The sequence below is a fragment of the Streptomyces sp. NPDC051109 genome (genome assembly GCF_044455885.1).
In the GTDB taxonomy this organism is placed as follows: Bacteria; Actinomycetota; Actinomycetes; order Streptomycetales; family Streptomycetaceae; genus Streptomyces.
This window is the reverse complement of the sequence record NZ_JBITFF010000002.1, coordinates 251,743-267,427: the sequence shown is the minus strand read 5'-3', so window position 1 is coordinate 267,427 and position 15,685 is coordinate 251,743. Positions and strand designations below refer to the sequence as shown.

Annotated in this window: 14 protein-coding genes; 6 read left to right on the top strand and 8 right to left on the bottom strand. The window is 73.9% G+C overall.

The window, feature by feature from the left end; genetic code table 11:
* Both ACIBAD_RS04140 and ACIBAD_RS04135 read left to right on the top strand, forming a co-directional pair.
* Window positions 1–2,643 carry a caspase family protein gene (locus tag ACIBAD_RS04140; protein ID WP_398904314.1) on the top strand — a complete coding sequence of 881 codons (2,643 nt, stop codon included), beginning with the start codon at window positions 1–3 and terminating at the stop codon, window positions 2,641–2,643.
* Window positions 2,640–4,064: an extracellular solute-binding protein gene (locus ACIBAD_RS04135; protein ID WP_134068900.1), complete on the top strand. Its 1,425-nt coding sequence runs from the start codon at window positions 2,640–2,642 to the stop codon at window positions 4,062–4,064. The genes ACIBAD_RS04140 and ACIBAD_RS04135 overlap by 4 nt, the downstream gene beginning before the upstream one ends.
* 49 nt (window positions 4,065–4,113) lie before the next feature.
* Here ACIBAD_RS04135 and ACIBAD_RS04130 read toward each other — a convergent pair whose 3' ends face one another.
* Window positions 4,114–4,560 carry a hypothetical protein gene (locus ACIBAD_RS04130; protein ID WP_134068899.1) on the bottom strand — a complete coding sequence of 149 codons (447 nt, stop codon included), beginning with the start codon at window positions 4,558–4,560 and terminating at the stop codon, window positions 4,114–4,116.
* A gap of 200 nt (window positions 4,561–4,760) precedes the next feature.
* On the opposite strand from ACIBAD_RS04130, the gene ACIBAD_RS04125 reads away from it, so the two are divergent.
* The 4 genes from ACIBAD_RS04125 to ACIBAD_RS04110 all read left to right on the top strand — a co-directional run bounded on the left by ACIBAD_RS04125 (window position 4,761) and on the right by ACIBAD_RS04110 (window position 7,067).
* A complete protein-coding gene (locus tag ACIBAD_RS04125) occupies window positions 4,761–5,189 on the top strand; it encodes a hypothetical protein (protein ID WP_208328933.1) in 429 nt (142 codons plus the stop codon).
* Window positions 5,183–5,461 carry a helix-turn-helix transcriptional regulator gene (locus tag ACIBAD_RS04120; protein WP_134068898.1) on the top strand — a complete coding sequence of 93 codons (279 nt, stop codon included), beginning with the start codon at window positions 5,183–5,185 and terminating at the stop codon, window positions 5,459–5,461. The genes ACIBAD_RS04125 and ACIBAD_RS04120 overlap by 7 nt, the downstream gene beginning before the upstream one ends.
* Window positions 5,461–6,456, top strand: coding sequence for an NAD(P)-dependent alcohol dehydrogenase (locus tag ACIBAD_RS04115; RefSeq protein WP_134068897.1), 996 nt, complete (start codon window positions 5,461–5,463; stop codon window positions 6,454–6,456). Before ACIBAD_RS04120 ends, ACIBAD_RS04115 begins: the two co-directional genes overlap by 1 nt.
* A gap of 155 nt (window positions 6,457–6,611) precedes the next feature.
* A complete protein-coding gene (locus ACIBAD_RS04110) occupies window positions 6,612–7,067 on the top strand; it encodes a hypothetical protein (RefSeq protein ID WP_134068896.1) in 456 nt (151 codons plus the stop codon).
* Here the strand turns inward: ACIBAD_RS04110 and ACIBAD_RS04105 are convergent.
* The 7 genes from ACIBAD_RS04105 to ACIBAD_RS04075 all read right to left on the bottom strand — a co-directional run bounded on the left by ACIBAD_RS04105 (window position 7,027) and on the right by ACIBAD_RS04075 (window position 15,531).
* Window positions 7,027–7,809 carry a crotonase/enoyl-CoA hydratase family protein gene (locus ACIBAD_RS04105; protein WP_398904310.1) on the bottom strand — a complete coding sequence of 261 codons (783 nt, stop codon included), beginning with the start codon at window positions 7,807–7,809 and terminating at the stop codon, window positions 7,027–7,029. The genes ACIBAD_RS04110 and ACIBAD_RS04105 overlap by 41 nt on opposite strands.
* 9 nt (window positions 7,810–7,818) lie before the next feature.
* On the bottom strand, window positions 7,819–8,175 hold the full coding sequence (locus tag ACIBAD_RS04100; protein WP_134068894.1) for a hypothetical protein: 357 nt from the start codon (window positions 8,173–8,175) through the stop codon (window positions 7,819–7,821).
* 142 nt (window positions 8,176–8,317) lie between these two features.
* The gene (locus ACIBAD_RS04095) at window positions 8,318–8,923 is read right to left on the bottom strand and encodes a GPP34 family phosphoprotein (protein WP_398904308.1); all 606 of its coding nucleotides are present in this window, start codon (window positions 8,921–8,923) and stop codon (window positions 8,318–8,320) included.
* An 87-nt stretch (window positions 8,924–9,010) separates the two neighbouring features.
* Window positions 9,011–9,253, bottom strand: a complete 243-nt coding sequence (locus ACIBAD_RS04090; RefSeq protein ID WP_134068892.1) for a type B 50S ribosomal protein L31 — start codon at window positions 9,251–9,253, stop codon at window positions 9,011–9,013.
* A 66-nt stretch (window positions 9,254–9,319) separates the two neighbouring features.
* Complete coding sequence (gene rpmG, locus ACIBAD_RS04085) at window positions 9,320–9,484, bottom strand: 50S ribosomal protein L33 (RefSeq protein ID WP_389014358.1); 165 nt, start codon at window positions 9,482–9,484, stop codon at window positions 9,320–9,322.
* A 119-nt stretch (window positions 9,485–9,603) separates the two neighbouring features.
* Entirely contained in the window at window positions 9,604–14,382 is a 4,779-nt protein-coding gene (locus ACIBAD_RS04080; RefSeq protein WP_398904305.1) for a hypothetical protein, read from the bottom strand.
* A 291-nt stretch (window positions 14,383–14,673) separates the two neighbouring features.
* Entirely contained in the window at window positions 14,674–15,531 is an 858-nt protein-coding gene (locus ACIBAD_RS04075; protein WP_134068889.1) for a GNAT family N-acetyltransferase, read from the bottom strand.
* Between the last annotated feature and the right edge of the window lie 154 nt (window positions 15,532–15,685).

Here is a 15,685-nt window from a genome sequence, read left to right as displayed (position 1 = left end):
GTGGCGCGCTTAGACCCGCGGGGGAAAACGAACCGGGCGCTGCTCGTCGGAGTCCCCGGCTACGACTTCAAACAGCCGGAGCACCCCTTCGGCGTGTCGGGCGATCTCCAGGCGATCGACCACAACCTGGCCGGACTCGAACAGGCACTCCGTGCCGGCGGCGTCTTCGCCGAGGGCGGGATCACCGTCACCCGCCCGGGCACCGTGGACGAGTTCGACCAGCACCTGGACACCGCCGTCGATGCGGCCGAAGGACTGCTCCTGCTCTACTTCTCCGGACACGGAGCCGTGCCCAGCACCGGTGACGAGCTGTGGCTGCTGATGCGGCGGGCGACGATCGTGCCCGGCACCGAGTCCGTGTTCCGCGGCGCCGTGCCCTGGAAGAGCGTCCTCACCGTACTGTCCCGGGCGAAGGCGGAGCGGGTGGTCGTCATCCTCGACTGCTGCTACGCGGGCAACGCCTCCGCGGCATGGGACGCGCTCGGCACCGCCCAGCGCCAGCGGACCTCGCTGCTGATGAGCGTCCAGGCCAACAACCGCATCGACGCGGGCGCCGGCGACGGCCCCACGCCGTTCACCGCGCAGCTCGTACGCCTCCTGCAGGAGGGCGAGGTCGGCTTCGACGACCTGGCCGACCGGCTCAGGGCCCACATGTCCGCGCACCACAGGACGTTGCGCGAGCCCCCCGAGCCGTGGGAACCGCAGAGCCGTTCGGCCACCTCCGGAGCCGACGTACTGCTCGCGGCCCCTCCCGTCCGGCCCGGCCCGCCCCCGCCCCAGCCCCCGCCCGTGCCCTTCGCCGAGCCGAACGGGACCGGCGGCCGGCAGCCCTCGCCGCAGTCGGCGGGACCAACGGGCGGCTTGCGGCCTCCCGCCCGAAGACCTGGCAGGCTCCTGCCCCTCACCGGCCGCCGCAGGCTCGCGGCCTTCATCGGCGTGCCCGCGGCGCTCGCCGGCCTCTTCGCCACCTGCCTGGCCGTCCTGGACGGCGACGCGGCACCCTGCAAGCCGCCGATCGAACTCCGGCTGCTCACCGACCCCGACCTCGAACCCACCCTCCGCAAGGCCGCGGAGGCGTACCTCATGTCGGAGGCCAACAGGACGGGAGACGGCTGCAGGGGCAGCGGCATCACCGTCTACAGCGCCGGATCCGCCGCCACCGTCGCCGCGTTCAGCCGGCAGTCCGACCCGTGGCAGCGGCCGACGGGCGACGACAACAACCCGCAGCGCGACATCGGCCCCCAGCCGGACATCTGGATCCCGGCCTCGTTCGCGAGCGTCGACCGGGCCCGCCTCACGTCCGCCGAGCGGACCTACGTCACGCTGGAGGCCGATCCCGAGCCGTTCGCGTACTCGCCGGTGGTGCTCGCCGTACCGCAGAACCTGGCCGCGGAGCCGGCCGCCGAGCGGGTGGGCAGCCTCGCGGCCTTGACGGAAGCGATCAGGAACCGCGATGCGACGGCCGAAGTGCGCCGCACCGACCCGGAGAACACCGACGCCGGCCTCCTCGCGACGATCGGCCTGTACGGGGGCGGTACGGGGGGCCAGGACCCGGCCTCCTCCGAGCACGGTGTGGCCCAGGCGGGACCGCCCTCGCGCACCGGCGCGGAGCTGCTGTGCACGCTGCCCGACGACGGGGCGGTCGACAAGCGCACCACGGCCCTGGTCCCGGAGTTCCTGCTGAAGACCGCAGTGGGCTGCGACAGTGCGACGCGGACCGGGCGGATGGCCGAGTACCCCGTCGACGTCCCGGGCCTGAGCCCGACGTTCGTACGGGCGCGCTGGCGGGGCGCCGACCGGGACAAGGCGGCGCGGGACGGCGCCGTGGAGCGCTTCCGTACCTGGCTCACCGGCAAAGGGGGCAAGGCGAACCCCGAGTCCGCAGCCTCCGGCGGACTCGCCGTGTTCGGGCAGGACGGCTTCAGAAGCGGAGCGGGTGGCCACCGGCCCCTCGGCGGCACCGACTTCGGGGCCCTGGCCGACCCGGGCCTCCTCCCCGGCCCGGCCCTTCCTGCCTCGATGACCGAGGCGCTCAAGCACTACCGCGAAGCCAACGGGCCCGGCCGGGTGCTCTTCCTGCTCGACTCGTCCGGATCCATGGGCGGCCTGTGGGAGGGCCCCGGCGGCGCCCCCGGCATCATCGCCCAGTCCCTCGCCGGACTCGGCGGACAGGACGAGTACGGGGTCTGGGGCGTGGCCTCCGACCCGGGCAGCCCCCGCCCGTACGGCGAAGTGCTGTCCTTCGGCAAGCACGAGCGCGACCAGGCTCAGCGCACGGTCGTCGCTTCGGCGCAGGTCAAGGACCTGGAAGCCAATCCCTACAAGGCGCTGGTCGCAGCCCTGGAGTTCATGGCCCAGCGCGGTACCGACTTCCACCGCCCCCAGCTGATCGTGTACATCACGGACGACGAGGACAACAACCGGCTGACCGAGGACGGCCGGCTGACCGGCCTGCTCGCCTCGGCGCGCGTGGGGAAGGTACCGGTGGTCATGGCCTCGCTGGACAGCGGCGGATGCGACAAGGGCAAACCGGACGCGGCCATCTCCGAGGCGAGCGGCGGCCGCTGCCTGGACACCAAGGGGGATCTCGTCGCCCGGCTGCGGGACGAGGTCGCCAGGACCGGAACGGGGGACGAGGGATGAGCCACGGCCGAGGGCGCCTGCGGCGCGGCGTGTCCGCCACGCTCCTCCTCCTGCTCTTCGCCACAGGGTGCGACGCGGGCGGCGCCGGCGACCCCGGCGGCGGGCAGTCGGCCGCCGCGGGCACCGCCGACGCCCCGGGCGAGATCGTGCTGGCCAGCGGCCGGGACGTGACCGGCAAGGGCGGCATCCGCCAGCAGCTCATCGCCGAGTGGAACCGGCAGCAGGAGGTCAAGGGCTCCGGCTTCCGGGCCCGCCTCGTCGAGCTGCCCGGATCGGCCGACCAGCAGCGCAGCCAGCTGCTCGGCGCGCTGCAGTCCGGCAGCGCCGAGTACGACGTGGTCAACCTCGACGTCACCTGGGTGCCGGAGTTCGCGGCGGCGGGCCTCGTCCAGCAGCTCCCCGACCAGCTGGTCGACTCCGACGTGATCAAGTCCGTGGCAGGTACGGCCCGTTGGGGAGACAAGCTGTATTCCGTCCCCTTCAACAGCGACGTCGGTCTGCTCTTCTACCGCCGTGACTACCTGGCGGCCGCGGGCGTGACGAAAACCGACCTCGGCAAGGGCACCGGCTGGCCCGCGGTCCAGCGGCTGATCGGCGCGCTCGACACCGCCGGCAAAAGACTGCCCGGCCCCTACGTGAAGGGCTGGACCTCACAGCTCGACGCGTCGTACGAAGGCCTCACCGTCAACGGCGTCGAGGCCTTCGCCTCCGCGTCCGACGGGTTCGCCCTCACCGACAAGCAGGGCCGCTACGCCGGCTCCGTGGCCGACCTGCAGGCGGGGCTGGACGAACTGCGCAACCGCACCCAGGCCGCGTACACCCTGCCGGACGCGGTCCACTCCGACGAGGCGGACACGCTCACCGACTTCGCGGACGGCCGCACGGGCTTCCTGCGCCACTGGCCTTACGCGTACCGCACGCTCCACCAGTCCCTGTCCGAACAGCAGCTCGGCGTGGCCCCCCTGCCCGGCAAGGCGGTGCTGGGCGGACAGAACCTGGCCGTGGCCCGGGGATCGCAGCGGCGCGACACCGCCCGGCAGCTGATCGAGTTCCTCACCGGGAGGGAGAGCGAACGCTGCCTGCTCGACGCGGGGTTCGCGGCCACCAGGCTCTCCGCCTACGAGGACAACGGACTGGTCTGCAAGACGGCCAAGTCGTCCGGCCAGGCCACGGCGTCCCCGACGACCGAGCGCACCGACCGGATGCCGCGGGACGCGAACGGCCGCCCCGCCTACGCGCGCGGTACCCTGCTGCCCGCCCTGGAGGACGCCGTGCAGCGGCCGCGCACCCCCCTCTACGGCGCCTTCAGCCAGACGTTCACCGCGCAACTGTCCCGGCTCCAGGGCGACAAGCCACCCTCCGACGCCCAACTCGCCAAAGACCTGGACACACAGCTGAAAAGGGCTCTGCCGGCGCACTGACGTACGGCGGGGTGGATGGACGCCTCTGCCCGGGGGGGTCGGGGGTGCGTCACGCCACCGGGCCGTCCCCGGCCTCATGGTGCATGCCCCTGCACAGCGCCCAGACGATGAAGAGGTTCACGGCGACCAGCACCGTGGCCCAGACGGGGTAGTACGGGATCCACAGGAAGTTGGCGAGAGCGCCCAGACCCGCGACGAACACGCCGAAGAAGCGCGCCCACAGGGCTCCGGAGAGGACGGCGCAACCCGCCAGGACGAGGATGATGCCCAGGATGAGGTGGACCCAGCCCCAGCCCGTCAGGCTGAACTCGAACACGTAGTGGCGCGTCGCGAGGAACAGGTCGTCGTGGGCGATGGCCGCGATTCCCTCGAAGACGGCCATGGCGCCACCGAAAATCATCAGCGCTGCCGCGAGGACGGTGGTTCCGGATGTGGGCGCGTGCCACGGGGTCGGGCCGGCGCCGGCCGCTCTGGTCCGGGTGGAGTCACTGGCCATGTCGGCCTCCTTGCTCGGCGCGGCCGTCCGGTCAGTCGAGCGTGCCGGACTGTCGCGATCTCCGTCTCAGCGTGGCACGGGGGCACGCCATCGGCACTCCGTCGGCATCCGGCCGATATCCCGGGGTCAAGAATTCTTGACATTGTGTTGCGGCTGCTTGACACTCCGAGTGTCTGGTTTTCTTGACATCGGGAGGGGCAGTGGCAGTCGAGGAGAAACGTGCCTGGAGCATGTTGGTGGTCGCGATCGGGTCGTACGCGCTGTACCTGTGGGTCGTACTGGAGCGCCCCGCAGGAGTGGCGCTGACGCGCACGCCGTACGCGGGAGCACTGCTGTGGACGGTCGGCCTGTCGATCGTCGCGTCGATCGCCGCCCACATCGCGATCGCCGCGTCCTCGCCGAAGGACGCGAACGTCAAGGACCAGCGCGACCGGGAGATCCACCGCTTCGGGGAGTACGTGGGGCAGTCGTTCGTCGTCATCGGCGGCGTGGCCGGCCTGCTGCTCGCGATGGCCGAGGCCGCACCGTTCTGGATCGCCAACGCCATCTACCTGGCGTTCGTTCTCGCTTCTGTGCTCAGCTCGGTGGTCAAGGTCATCTCGTACCGGTTCGGCTTCCACCCGTGGTGAAGCCGACGAGGGTCACCAACACCATCCGGGCCCAGCGCTTCGCGCACGGGGAGATGACCCAGGCCGAGCTCGCCCGCCGCATCGGCGTGAGCCGCCAGACGGTCATCGCCATCGAGCAGGGCCGCTACTCGCCGTCGCTGGAGATGGCCTTCCAGATCGCCCAGGTGTTCGGCGTGCCTCTCGACAGCGTCTTCCGGTACGCGGCCGGCACCGGCGGCGCGCACGGCACTCGCACATCCGGCGGGACGGACGACAACGGGGGAGACAGCTGATGAGAGCCATCGTCCAGGACGTGTACGGGCCGCCCGAAGTCCTGCGGCTCGACGAGATCGACCGACCCGTCCCCGGGCGCGGCGAGGTGCTCCTGCGCGTCCACGCGGCCGGCCTCGACCAAGGGGTCTGGCACCTCATGACGGGCACGCCCTACGCACTGCGCGCGGCGGGCTTCGGCCTTCGCGCACCCGGACAGCGGATCCGGGGCATGGACGTCGCGGGCCGTGTCGAGGCCGTCGGAGCGGGCGTCACCCGCTTCCGGCCCGGCGACGAGGTGTACGGCACCTGCGCCGGCTCCTTCGCGGAGTACGCGTGCGCCAAGGAGGACGGGTTGGCTCCGCGCCCGGCCCGGCTCACCCCCGAGGAGGCGGCGGTCGTCGCGATCTCCGCGAGCACGGCCCTCCAGGCCCTGCGTGCGGGCCGGCTGGAGCCCGGTCAGCGGGTCCTGGTGATCGGCGCCGCGGGCGGGGTGGGGACGTACGCCGTCCAACTGGCCAAGGCGCTCGGGGCGGGACACGTCACCGGGGTCTGCAGCACCCCCAAAACGGAACTGGTCCGCTCCCTGGGGGCCGACGAGGTCGTGGACTACACCCGCGAGGACCCCACCGACGTGGCCCAACCGTACGACCTCGTCCTCGACATCGGCGGCAACCGTCCGCTGCGCCGCCTGCGCCGGGCCCTGGCCCGCGGCGGGACGCTGATCATCGTCGGCGGCGAGACCGGCGGCCGCTGGATCGGCGGCCACGACCGGCAGTTGCGCGCCCTGCTGCTGTCGCCCTTCACCCGTCACCGCCTGCGCGGACTCGCCGCCACCCCGCGCCAGGAGGACCTGCGGGCCCTCGGGGAGTTCATCGAGTCCGGCGCGATCACCCCGGTGGTGGACCGTACGTACCCGCTGCCGCAAGTCCCGGACGCGATACGCCGCCTCAGGGAAGGCCGCGTACGCGGCAAGATCGCGATCCGCGTCGCTGCCCGCCGTGAGCCTCATGCCTGACGGGACGTCCTGAAGGGATCCTGCCGTGTGTCCGATGGTCGTCCTCCGACGGGATCCGGCGGAACCACACCGTCCCGCCGCTCCCGCTGCCGCTGATCAGCCAGTAGCGTCAACCGGCCGCGCCCGCTCCCGCGGCCGGGTCCTATGCTGACGGGATGATTGACCGGGGGAGGGCCGTCGCCGCGGCAGCGTGGGGCGTGGTCGCCCTGCTGTTCACGGCCGTGACCGTATGGGTGGCCATGGCCGGCCTCGTCGGATTGGGGTTCGCCGGCCGCGAGGACCAACTCCGGATCTCTGAGTGCCAGCGCGTGGGCGGAGGGCGGGGCGGCAGCTACGTCGAGTGCACCGGCAGCCTGATCGCCGCTGCGGACCGCGGGCCGGTCAAGGTCCGGGTGTCGGACGGCGGTGGGGCCGTCGGGAAGACCGTACGGGTCGCCAGGACGCCGTGGGGAACGTACGCGGTCGTGGACACGGGCTTCACGTCGTGGGCCACGACGGTGCTCTACTCGTTCCTGTCGGTGATCGCCGCAGCGCTGTTCGCCTGGCTCTGCGCGAGGTCCGTCCGTCGGATCACTCCCCGAACGCGCCGTGCCGCCCCGCGCCCGAGGTGAAGCGGCCCGCTCCCGCCGCCGTCTCGCCCGCGGTCAGTGGAACGAGACCGTGCCGGTACTCCCCGGCCAGTGCCTCCGCCTCGTCCCGCCCGTGCTGTTCCAAGACGGACAACCGGTCGTGGCGCATGGACATTTGGGGGAACGCGGCGATCTCCCGGGCCAGCTCCTCCGCGGCCCGGCGTGACTGCCCCCGGGCAACCACCCGGTTCGCGAGCCCGATCCCGTGCGCCTCGGCGGCGGTGACCGGACGACCCGTCAGGATCATGTCCATGGCGCGGCTCTCGCCGATCAGCCGGGGCAGCCGCACCGTACCGCCGTCGATCAGCGGCACGCCCCAGCGGCGGCAGAACACACCGAAGACCGCGTCCTCCTCGGCGACCCGCAGGTCACACCAGAGCGCCAGCTCCAGGCCCCCGGCCACGGCATGCCCCGCGACGGCCGCGACCACCGGCTTGCCCAGGCGCATCCGGGTCGGCCCCATGGGTCCGTCCCCCGAGGCGAGTACCTGATTGCCGCGCTCGGTGCCGATGGCCTTGAGGTCGGCGCCGGCGCAGAAGCTCCCGCCCTCGCCCCAGAGCACGGCGACGGCCGCGTCCTCGTCGGCCTCGAACCGGCGGAAGGCCTCGGCGAGCCGCGCCGCCGTCGGCCCGTCCACGGCGTTGCGGACCTCCGGCCTGCTCAGGATCACGGTGAACACCGGGCCGTCCCGCTCGACCCGCACCGCGGTCTGCTCATCCTCCATGCCGCACCCTCACTGGCCGTCCTCGGTGAGGGGACCGTAGTGGTACGTGAGCTCCCGCCAGGTCAGCGCGCCGCCGGGCTGGTCCTCCTGCCCGGGGCGGTTGAACCGTGCCATCCGCCACGCGCCGCGGTTCGGGCCGTCGGCGAGCCGTGTCCACGCGTCGAGGTCGGCGTCGAGAACGCGCGCGGGGCCGTCCTCGCCGGGGTCGGTGTCGTCCACGGGGGACCAGTGGCGCAGATCGGGGCGCTGTGCCAGCCGTTCCTGGTAGGCGGCGGCCCGGGCCATGAAGTCGCGACCGCCGGCCGGGGCACGCTTGACGTGCTCCAGGTCGTAGGCGCTGGCGAGGCTGGTGAGCGTGTGGCGCATGTGACCAGCCTAAAAGCTTGTGCCCCGGTCCGGGAGGCGGTCCGGGGATCTGCTGTGTTTCAGGTCGTGCGCGGCCGCGGTGTTCGAACGTTTTTGCGGCCGGCGTGACCGGAGGGCAGACGGCAGGGCGGCCGCGTACCCGTCACGGGCCGCGCCAGACGTTGGCGAACGCCGCCTTCTCGATCGACCGGCGCTGGCGTACGGCTTCCAGCTCCATCACCGCGTCGTTCACGATGGCCAGCACGGTCGTCACCGCCTCGTCGCCGGGGTCGGGCTCCTCCTCGGAGGGGCCGCTCTGCAGGCCCACCACCGTCGCGAGGGCGGCGAGTACGGGCTCGTCCGCCTCCCAGCGGTTCTGGGCCTGGCGGCGGGCGGGCGAATCGGCCAGTTCCACGCGCTCGGCCCCGAACAGCGAGCGGCCGCTCCGCCCCCGCGTCAATTCGCCGTCCGCCTCAAGGGCGGCCTGGTACGCCGCGGCGAGGTCACGGCCCCTGCGCCACAGCCAGTCCTCGACCCGCTCGTACGGCACCTGCCGGGTCAGCGCGGCCGACGCCTCGCCCAACAGGCGGTCGTCCGGTGCGGACTGCCCGCCCGGCACGATGCTGTCACCGTCCAGGGTGACGGCCTGCGCGCCGATGAGATCGATCAGCTCGGCTCCCGCGAGTGCGAGGGACAAGTCGCCCTGCCCCACGGGACGGTTCGGCTGCGGATCCATGGCGATGATGAACAGGTCCTTCGCCGTGGTCATGGACGGCTCCCCTCGCGGTCATCGGCAGTGATGCCCAGTATCGCCCCCGGCGGGTGGAAGAACGCGCTGTCGGGGCCGGTGGGCCGGTCAGCGGTCGTAGCGCCGGTGGAAACGCTCCACCCGACCCTCGGCGTCCACGATCCGCGAGGTCCCCGTGTAGAAGGGGTGGCTCGCCGACGAGATCTCGACGTCGACCAGCGGGTAGGTCCTGCCGTCTTCCCACTCGATGGTGCTCGACGCGTGCGCGGTCGACCGGGTCAGGAACGCCGTGCCGGCCGCACGGTCGCGGAAGACGACGGAACGGGATTCGGGGTGGATTCGGGTCTTCATGCGGTGTCCTTCCTCATCTGTGCGGGCCGAATGCGTGCGTACCTGCGGGGCGGCGCCCCGTACGCCTCAGCGTTCCTCCCGGAACGCGACGTGCCTTCCGGCCAGTGCGTCGTACTTGCGCAGGACGAGCCGGTCCGGGTTGTTCCGGGTGTTCTTGCGCGTCGTGTAGGTGGTGCCGGTCCCGGCCGTCGACTTCAGCCGGACGACGGGGCGTGCGGTGTTGCGTGCCACGGGGTGCTCCTCTCGGCGGCACTCACGCGATATTTTGACTCGCGCATGCCAGCTGAGTCGTGTAACAGGGGACGGGGCCGATGCATTCCCCCCGCGGCGGGCCCCTTCGCCGCCCGGCCTCAGTCGATCCCGCCGCTCCCCTCACCGGACTCGCGCTCCCAGGCCGCGGCGAACATCTCGTGCAGCGGTGTCGTCGGCAGGACCCGCCCGAACGGGCTGCGGATCTGGCCCCGCCACAACGGGCTCACCGCGTGCGCGGCCAGCTTCGCCGCCTCCAGCGGCAGGTGCGGGGACTTCAGCTCGGTCCACTCCCCGGGCAGGAACAGGGTCCGGCCCGCCCGAGCCCGCTTGGCCTCCACCACCCTGCCCTTGCCCAGGAGTTCCGCACGGGCGGCCGTGTGCCGCCCGGCCGACCAGCCGTTCCACCGCCGCACGTTCCGGTCGGTCGGCGCGGCCAGCGTCGCCAGCTGGAGGTACAGGGCAGCCGCATCCGCGCCCGTCCCGAGCCGCTCCGACACCCGTACGAGCAGATCCGGGCAGGACCGCCGCGGGTCCGCCTCGTACGCACCGGCCGGAACCGCCCCGGACCGAGCCCGGCGCATCATCCGCTCCAGACCGCCGCCGACCAGCAGCGGCGCCACCCGGTCCAGCTCCTCGGCGAGGTCGGTGACCTCCCTCACCCGCTGCCACGCCTGCGGGTCGGCCACCGCCGCTGGCCGCAGGAACGCGGCACCGCCGGGTGCGCACACCACCAGTGGCCCGGAGTCGTACGCGGTCACCGGAACCGGCTCCTCCTTCCTGCGGCGGTCCATCGCCACCGGCAGCCGTCCGGGCCCGAACCGCTCCGCGATCCGCTCCGAGGCGTCCTGGACCCGCCCACCGGCCAGCGCCACCAGCAGTTCCGGACGATCGAGCTCCGCGCGCAGCCGCTCGTACACGTCCATCGCGCCGGCGACCGCCGGATCGCCCACGGGCCGGTCGGTCCACGCCCACACCAGCGCGCTCGCCGTCTGCCAGAGCGAGAGCCCCACCGGGGTGCGGTACGGCAGCTCCGGCCCGGCCGGCGGCACGGCCCGGACCTCGACGCCGGCCCCGTACGGTGGCGCCGCCAGCTCCCAGCCGGCCGCCTCCACGGTCGCGTCCGCGGCGGCCCCGTATCCGCCCGCGAGCCGCCGGGCCCACACCTCCGGAAGCCCCAGTTCGGCCTCCAGGGCGTCGGCCGCACCGTCGTCGAGGGCGGGGAGCGTCCCCATCCGCTCCCGCCACACCGCGGCCATGCGTTCCACCGCCGCCTCGATCCCGGCCGGCCGCCACAGCTCGGCCGGGTCCTCGGGCAGGCCCGCCGCAAGGACGGCGCGCCGGCCCGCGCCGCCGAGCCGGGCGCGCAGCCGTTCGTACGACTCGGCCGTCATCGGCGTCGCCTTGTACGGGGCCTTGCGGGCCAGGGCGCGGTCGTCGTCGCGGTCGCACCGGCCGACGAGACCGGCCACCACGAGCCGGGCCACCGGCCTGCGTACGCCCGTCAGCCCGGCGAAGCGCGCGGCCGCCGACTCCGGCAGCGGGACCGGCCCGTGCTCCTCGACCGCCGCGATCAGGGCCCGCAGGCGGGCGGCGTCATCCCGCTCGACCCGGACCAGCCGCGCCTGGGGAACCTCCTCCGGCACCGGGTCGTCGTCCGCCTCCTCCCGGGCGGGCGCCACGAACCAGCTCTGCGAGCCGCCGGCCCGCACGGGCCAGGACGCCACCGCGATCCCGCCCCCGCGCAGCCCGTCCACGACCTCCGCGGATGCGCGGCCCACCCACCACCGGCCGCCCGCGCGAGCGAACGGCTGGTCGGCCCAGGTGTCCAGCAGCGCCAGCAGAGCGGCCCGCTCCGCGTCCGCAGTCGGTTCCACCGCCGCCCGCCAGGCGGCGGCGTCGATCGAGCCCATCAGCTGCGACCAGTCGTGCGGCGGACCCGGCGGCGAAAGACGGCGCACCTCCTCCACGACGGCCCCCGCCAGAGCGGCCCCGTCAGCGGAGAGCGCGCTCAGCGTCGCGGGCAGATTCGCCTCGGGGCTCCGCCGCCACGGGTCCTCGCCCCCGCCCGAGACCAGCCCGAACAGCGCGGGCATCAGCTCGGTGTCCGGTGCGGAGCGGCGCGGCAGGGCGGGCGGCGCCTGCGCGAGCAGGGTCACCCGCCGGTGCAGGGCGAGCCTGCGCTCCTCCACCCGGGCGGCCCGCCCGGCCACCGCCACGACGGCCTCGACCAGCACCGGGTCGCCGACGTCCGGGAGCTCCCGGGCCACGGCGGCGCGCAGCTCCTGCGCGTCCGCTCGGGCGGCCTTCAGCAACGCGTCCGCCGTCTCCCGCCCCGCCCCTCTCAGTGCCCGGGACCCGGCCGGGTCCCGGGTCCGCAGCAGGTACCAGAAGGCGGGCGGCAGGGCCACGCCCCCCGACGCGGTGACCCGGCGCACCGGGGCCACCCGCGGGTGCCGCGGCGACGGGTGTCCGTCCAGCTCCCACAGCAGCGCGCCGCCCGCGGCGTAAGCGCGCACGCCCGTCCGGGTCTGCGCCTCGGCGAGGACCACGTCCTCCACCTGCTGCGCCGCCGTGCCTTCCGGCGGCGCCCACAGGCCCCACGGCTCCTGCCCCTGCCGGTCGACGTCGAACCGGGCCGTACGCCCGTCCACGCTCTCCACCAGGTAGTGGTCCGGCGCGTGGTTCCGGTGCCGGGTGCGGTACAGCACCCGGGTCCCGACCAGTCCGTCCCGGCAGCCCAACGGGGATCCCGCCAGACCGGCGGGCAGCGGCGCCAGCTGGAGGGCCTCCGACGCCAGCGCCATGCCGGCCTCGGAGGGCTCCGCGGCAGGATCGGCGCTCGCCGCGCGCCCCGGGAAGTCGGGCAGCGCGACCGCGCCCCGGGGCTCCCCGGTCACCGGGTCCACCACCTCCCACGGCCTGCGCCCGAACACGGCGTTGGTCCAGATCCGCGAGCCGTCGCCGAGCTGCAGCTCGTCCCGGTCGATGCCCTCCGTCCCGCCCGGACGCAGGACCCGACGGCCCCCGTGGCGGCCGCCCCCGTCGGCAGTCTCGAACTGGAAGCCGTACGCCCCGTCCAGACTGCCGCCGAACGGCACCAGACCACCGACCTCCTCGGGGGCGAACACCTCCGCGGGCCGGTCCGCCCACACGGCGGTGTCGCAGTGGTACGGACTCGGCTTGAGCGTCCAGCTCACCAGGAAGGAGCCGCCCACGTAGTGCACCGCGTACATCGTCGCGCCCTCGGGCACCGTGAACCGGCAGGATCCCCGCACCCCGTCCGGGCCGACGGCGACCGCCCGGTCCCGCCCGAACACCGTCAGCACCGGCCAGGTAGCGGTCACCCCTGCCACCCCCGCCACCCCCGGAAGCGCCTCTTCCGATTCCTCGGTGCCGGCGCCCGCCGCGAACTCGGCGTACACCGACTCCAGGGCCGGCCAGGCCAGTTCCTCGGGCAGACCGGCCGCCAGCGAGCGCCGCAGAGCGCCGGCCGCCCCGGCCCCGGCCAGGGCGTCGGCGATCCCGTCGAGCGCGGACACCGTCGGCCGGTCCAGTACGGCCTCCAGCTCGGCCACGGCCTCCTCGGCCCCGGCCATACCGCCGCCTGCCACGGTGTCGACGAGCTTGCCGACCCGGACCGCGACCTCCTGGGCGATGCCCTCGTTGCCCGGCAGCAGCGTCACCGCCGAGCCCGCCCGGCGCCCGCGCGCCGGCCCCCACCGCAGGAGCAGATCCGCGTGGACGGTCCCCTCCAGCCGAGTCCCGAACACCGGGTCGGCGGCCAGCGCCGACAGGTCCCGCCGGGACCGCTCGCCCCAGAACCTCATCCGCGTCTCCGGCCCCGGGTCGACGACCGGGACCCCGGCCGCCAGACAGGCGTCCAGCACGTCCGCGTCGAAGCCCTGGTAGTGGTGCCGGGTGGTGTGCACCGTCACCGCGGTGCCCTCCGCCCGCAACCGCGGCCCCAACCGGCCCACCAGGTCGAGGAATTCCACCGGCAGCGGCTGACGTGCCACCCCGCCGCCGGACTGCGCCGCGTACTGGTACATCCGCACGTAGTTCCCCACCCAGTGGTGCAGCCCGCCCTCGGGCACGACCCGGCCGGCCGCCATGGCCTCCGCCGCGCCACAGCCGATGAGCATCCGCAGCCAGGCCCCGCCGTCGGTGACTCCGTCCGGGAAGACCTCCACCAGCCCGGCCGAGACCGCGTCCGTCGGCGGATGGGCCGTCAGGAGCTGCCCGGCGGCATCGAGCAGCGCGTCCGGTACGGACTTCTTGCGCGTGGCCGACAGGATCGCGCCCACCAGCCGCGCGGCCTCCTCGTCCCCGTACCCGGCGGTCTTGGCGGAGGCCCGCACCCGGCGCACCAGATCGGCCGGCAGGTCCGCCGGCGAACCCGCCCACGCCGTCAGCAACGCCTCCAGGGCCGTGTGCGCGGCGGCCGGCTCCAGGGTCTCGGCGAGGAACCGCTGGTGCGCCCCGAACTCCTTGGCCGGCATCGCCCCGCCGGCGGCGAACAGCAGTGCGTTGGCCCTGCGGTACGCGGGGTCGACCGGGAGTCCGTGCTGGGCCTCGGCCGACCGCGCCGCCGCATAGGCCCGGCCGCCCGGACGGCTCCCGCAACCGATCAGCCGATGGCCCACGGTGTCCCAGAACCACGGCAGATGGGCCGCCGGCAGCCGCCGCGCCCGCGTCGCCATCGTGTCCACGAACCGGCCCGGCTTGGTCCAGGACCGCCCGAGTTCGGTGCGCATCTCCTCGACCAGGTCACGCGCGCTCCCGGCCGCGCCCGGGTCGTGGGCGGCGACCCAGTCGGCGTACGTGGTCGAGGTGTGCGCACCGGCGGTCGGCAACAGGGCTTCCAGCGAGACGATCATGCTTCGCATCGTCGCACGCCCCACTGACAGGGCGGCGTCGGCCTGTTGGGCGGCGGGACACCCCCCAGGTGGGTCGTCCGGGGACTTCGGCGACACGCGTGCCGGGTTCTTGGAACGGGTGACGGAGGCCTCCGGGTTCGGTGCGGATTGCGACATCCACGTCGATCCGAGGAGGCCTCTCGCCTTCGCGGACGAGGCCGAGGAATTCCTCGTACAGGCCCGCGGCCCTGAGGGACGGGAGGCGGAGGAGAACCGGACGGACTTCCCCGGCTCCGCGAGCCGATCGCTGGATCAGAGGTCGATCGAGCGGTACTCGTCCAGCACGGCGAAGCCGGTGCTGTCGTACAGGCTCATCGCGACCTCGTTCCCACCGAACACGTTGAACATCATCACCTCGTCGCCACCGTGCCGCGTGGCCCACTCGCCGACCGTCATCGCGGCCCGCCCGTACCCCTTGCCCCGGTGCTCCTCGTGCACTTCCAGCGAGAAGCCGAAGGTCACGCCCGGCAGGAAGCCGTGGTTGACCCAGCCGGTGCCGACCACCCGGCCCTCGGCCTCCATCGCGTAGAAGCCGTGCCCCGGGGTCAGGTACCCCTGCGGGAGGTGACGGGCGAAGTCCTGGTCGGACTTCTCCTTGGCCTGCTCCGGAGTCAGCGCTCCGGCCCGGACGATGTCCGCGATGTACGCGGCCTCCTCGGCGGCATACCAGCCCGGGTACTCCTCCTCGGTGAGCGGCCGGACCGTCAGGCCCGGAGGCAGCTCGGGCCGCTCGGCTGCGGCGCGCATCCGGTTCTGTCCCCGTACGGGATAGCCGGCGAACGCTCCCCCTCCCGCGCCGCCGGTGAGCCGGACCTCCACCCGCTGCGCACCGTGCTCCGCGCACCACCGCTCGGCCCACGCGCGACCCTGGGGCACCGTCAGGTCGTGGATCCGGCCCACGACCGCCCCGTTCTCCTCCGCCAGCCCGACCGCGATCCAGCCGGTGCCGTCCGTGGCCACCGTCCAGTCCTCGATGCCCTTCTCCGCCCGCTCCAGCAGGGCCCGGGCCAGCGGCTCCGAGCACCCCGCGGCCCGGTACCCGGCCAGCACCCGCTCCTCGAACCCGCCCCGCCACTCGGCCTGACCGGCCACTATCGCCATCTCGTCCATCCACCCACCGTAGGGGGTGTCGTCAAAGTCCCGTCTGGCCGGAAGAGCCCCTCTTCCCGACCCCGGCCGCCTCGTACGAACACGTTTGAGCACAAGTCAGTCGTCGGGTGCGGCTGTATGTGTTCTTTGTGGCTGGATATGATCGGCGCCTGTC

Excerpts from the sequence above, each read along its gene's own strand:
- ACIBAD_RS04110 (WP_134068896.1), top strand. The coding sequence starts at position 6,612 with ATGATTGACCGGGGGAGGGCCGTCGCCGCGGCAGCGTGGGGCGTGGTC.
- ACIBAD_RS04105 (WP_398904310.1), bottom strand. The coding sequence starts at position 7,809 with ATGGAGGATGAGCAGACCGCGGTGCGGGTCGAGCGGGACGGCCCGGTG.
- ACIBAD_RS04075 (WP_134068889.1), bottom strand. The coding sequence starts at position 15,531 with ATGGACGAGATGGCGATAGTGGCCGGTCAGGCCGAGTGGCGGGGCGGG.
- ACIBAD_RS04100 (WP_134068894.1), bottom strand. The coding sequence starts at position 8,175 with ATGCGCCACACGCTCACCAGCCTCGCCAGCGCCTACGACCTGGAGCAC.
- ACIBAD_RS04115 (WP_134068897.1), top strand. The coding sequence starts at position 5,461 with ATGAGAGCCATCGTCCAGGACGTGTACGGGCCGCCCGAAGTCCTGCGG.
- ACIBAD_RS04080 (WP_398904305.1), bottom strand. The coding sequence starts at position 14,382 with ATGATCGTCTCGCTGGAAGCCCTGTTGCCGACCGCCGGTGCGCACACC.
- ACIBAD_RS04090 (WP_134068892.1), bottom strand. The coding sequence starts at position 9,253 with ATGAAGACCCGAATCCACCCCGAATCCCGTTCCGTCGTCTTCCGCGAC.
- ACIBAD_RS04095 (WP_398904308.1), bottom strand. The coding sequence starts at position 8,923 with ATGACCACGGCGAAGGACCTGTTCATCATCGCCATGGATCCGCAGCCG.
- ACIBAD_RS04130 (WP_134068899.1), bottom strand. The coding sequence starts at position 4,560 with ATGGCCAGTGACTCCACCCGGACCAGAGCGGCCGGCGCCGGCCCGACC.
- ACIBAD_RS04135 (WP_134068900.1), top strand. The coding sequence starts at position 2,640 with ATGAGCCACGGCCGAGGGCGCCTGCGGCGCGGCGTGTCCGCCACGCTC.